This window comes from Streptomyces sp. NRRL S-350 (assembly GCF_000719705.1).
Taxonomy (GTDB): domain Bacteria; phylum Actinomycetota; class Actinomycetes; order Streptomycetales; family Streptomycetaceae; genus Kitasatospora.
The window spans coordinates 1-2,844 of the sequence record NZ_JOHO01000145.1 but is presented as its reverse complement, the minus strand read 5'-3'; the positions used below and the strand labels follow the sequence as shown (position 1 = coordinate 2,844).

At 69.9% G+C, this 2,844-nt stretch carries 3 protein-coding genes; all 3 read left to right on the top strand.

Translation table 11 applies throughout. The features are described from left to right. Positions 1 to 308: 308 nt before the first annotated feature. The 3 genes from IF30_RS0140075 to IF30_RS0140065 are packed head-to-tail and all read left to right on the top strand — an operon-like array spanning position 309 to position 2,337. Positions 309 to 569, top strand: a complete 261-nt coding sequence (locus IF30_RS0140075; protein WP_030247961.1) for a hypothetical protein — start codon at positions 309 to 311, stop codon at positions 567 to 569. Positions 570 to 601: 32 nt separating this feature from the next. Next, positions 602 to 1,585, top strand: a complete 984-nt coding sequence (locus IF30_RS0140070) for a 3-oxoacyl-ACP synthase III family protein (RefSeq protein WP_030247957.1) — start codon at positions 602 to 604, stop codon at positions 1,583 to 1,585. After that, on the top strand, positions 1,582 to 2,337 hold the full coding sequence (locus IF30_RS0140065; protein ID WP_030247954.1) for an SDR family NAD(P)-dependent oxidoreductase: 756 nt from the start codon (positions 1,582 to 1,584) through the stop codon (positions 2,335 to 2,337). The genes IF30_RS0140070 and IF30_RS0140065 overlap by 4 nt, the downstream gene beginning before the upstream one ends. Positions 2,338 to 2,844 lie beyond the last annotated feature (507 nt).

Sequence of the window (2,844 nt, the reverse complement as noted above, 5' to 3'; positions counted from 1 at the left end):
TCTACACTATCCTCTTCGTCGGCAGCGTCAGATGTGTATAAGAGACAGGTTTCGACAAGGCACGCGGTCGTTGTGGCCGGGTGGTCTCCGTTGTTGTGGGGGCGTGCTTGTTCGGGTCTGTCTTCTCGGTGGTTTTCTGGTCGGGGGGGTGGGTTGCGGGCGGGTGGGTGTCCTGCTGGGGGCGGGGGCGGGGCTGGTCGCGCGGTGGTTGCGGGGCTGGTCGGTGTGTCTTGGTCGGTGTCCTGTTCGGTTTGTCTGGTGCTCATTGCCGCGTGGGCGGGGTGGGCTGGAGAGAGGAACGATCACTGATGTCGCAGATTCCCAGCATCGAGGACCTGGCGTTGCAGTTGCAGGCGGTGTCCGGTGCGCGTGAGATCGACGTGGATGCGGCGTTGCAGCATCTCGCGGATGTGGATTCGCTGGATTTGATGGAGTGGTTGTACGGGTTCCAGAACGAGTACCCGCACATTCCGGCGGATGAGTCGTTGTTCGCGGACATCGATGATTCGACGACGTTGCGGGTGGTGCACGGGCGGATTCTGGCGTTGGTGCCGGCTGAGGGCAACTGAGGGCCCGGGGCGGGGTGGAGAGGGGGCGGGTGGTGAGTGGTTTCGATGTCACCGGTTGGGGGCTGTCGGTGCCCGAGCGGGTGGTGACGAGTGCGGAGTTGGCGCGGCGTTTCGGTGTGGATGAGCACTGGATCGTGTCGCGGTGCGGGATCCGTGAGCGTCGGGCGGTGGGTCCGGGGCAGAGTACGGCGTCGATGGCCGTGGAGGCGGGGCGGCGGGCTCTGGAGCGGGCGGGGTTGTCGGGTGGGGATATCGCGCACCTGATCGTGGCGACGGCGACGCCGGAGCAGCCTTCGCCGGCGACGTCGGCGTTCGTGCACGAGGCGTTGGGGATCGCGGGTAGTGCGCATGATGTGAACTCGGAGTGTGCGGGGTTCGTGTATGCGTTGGTGACGGCGGCGGGTCTGATGCGGATGGATCCGCGGCCGGTGTTGGTGATCGGGTCGGACACGCACACGTTGACGGCGAATCCGGCGGACCGGGACCTGTCGATCCTGGTGGGTGACGGGGCGGGTGCGGTGGTGTTGCAGCCGGGCGGGGTGGATCGGATCCGGGCGTGGAACCTGGGTGCGGACGGCTCGTGCAAGGACAGTCTGAAGGTGTTGGCGGGTGGTTCGCGGATGCCCACGAGTGCGCGGACGGTGGCGCAGGGGCTGCATTACGCGCAGATCAACGGCAACGAGATCTACCTGAACGCGGTGCGGTACACGGTGCGTACGATCCGCGAGACGTTGGAGCAGGCGAAGGTGCGGGCGGTGGATGTGGACCATGTGGTGCCGCACCAGGCGAACATCCGGATCATCAACTCGGTGTTGTCGCATACGGGGATTCCCGCGGACCGGTTGGTGACGAATCTGGAGCGGTACGGGAACACGGCGTCGGGTTCGATTCCGATCGCGTTGTCGGAGGCGTTGGACGCGGGTCGGATCAGGGAGGGGGACACGGTGCTGCTGGCCGGGTTCGGTGCGGGGATGACGTGGGGTTCGGTGTTGATGGAGTGGGGAGGGGCGCGGTGAGCGGCAAGGAGGCGTTCGGTGTGCGTCCGTCTTCTCCGGTGGCGCTGGTGACCGGTGCTTCGGGGGGGTTGGGCAGTGAGCTGGCGGTGGCGCTGGACGCGGCGGGGTGCCGGGTGGCGGTGCACTACAACAGTTCCCTTGCCGGGGCGCAGGAGGTCGCGGCGCGGTTGTCCAACGAGCATGTGCTGGTCCGTGGGGACGTGGCGGACTGGGAGGCGGTGGGCGCGATGTACGAGCGGGTGCGTGAGGCGTTGGGGCCGGTGGACGTGCTGGTCAACAACGGGGCGGTCCGTAAGGACGCGTTGATGGCGATGCAGGATCCGGTGCAGTGGCGTCAGGTGGTGGACACGAACCTGGTGGGGTCGTTCCACACGGCGCGGGCGTGTGTGCCGGCGATGCTGCGGGCGCGGTGGGGGCGGGTGGTCAACATCGTGTCCCCGTCGGCGTTGATCGCCACGGCCGGGCAGACGGCCTATGCGGCGTCGAAGGCGGGGTTGATCGGGTTGACGCGTACGTTGGCGGCCGAGTGCGGCCGGCGGGGGGTGACCGTCAACGCGTTGTCGCCGGGTTTCATGATCACCGGGATGACGGAGACCCTGCCGGAGCATGTGGTGGCCGGGATGCGGGAGAAGGTCCCGGTGCCGCGGTTCGTCACGCCGCGCGAGGTCGCCCGCTCGATCACCCTGTTCCTCGACCAGGACTGCATGACCGGCCAGGTCATCAGCATCGACTCCGGCGCCTCCATCACCTGAGACCCCTACCCCCCGGCCGGCCGGTCCGCCGCTGGTCCCGGGCCTGTGCGGGGGTGTGGGGGTGCCGCTCACCCCCCCGGCCGGCCGGCCGGGTCGCCGTTGGTCCCGGGTCTTCCCCGGGGGCCTGGGCAGTCCGCTGTCCCCTTCACCTCAGGGTCGTCGCCCGGGGGTGGAGGGGGCGGCGTTGTTCCCGCCCGCACTCCCGGCCCGGGCAGGGGACGCTCCGAGGACGCCCCGAGGACGCTCTGGGGGCGTCCTCGGGGCGTCGTGGGTTCTGCCCGTGGCGCCTCCCTCGGGGGGCCTACCTCGGGGGGCCGGCCGGGTCGCCGTCCGCCCCGGGTCTTCCCCGGCGGTCTGGGCCGTCCACTGTCCCCTTCACTCCCGGGGTCGTCGCCCGGGGGTGGAGGGGACAGCGTTGTTCCCGGACCTGCCCGCCCCTACCGGGGCCTGCCGGGGCCTGCCGGGGCCTGCCGGGGCCGGCCGGGGCGGGGTGGGGAAGGGGTGGGG

Coding starts and splice junctions, on each gene's coding strand:
- IF30_RS0140075 (WP_030247961.1), top strand. CDS start 309: ATGTCGCAGATTCCCAGCATCGAGGACCTGGCGTTGCAGTTGCAGGCG.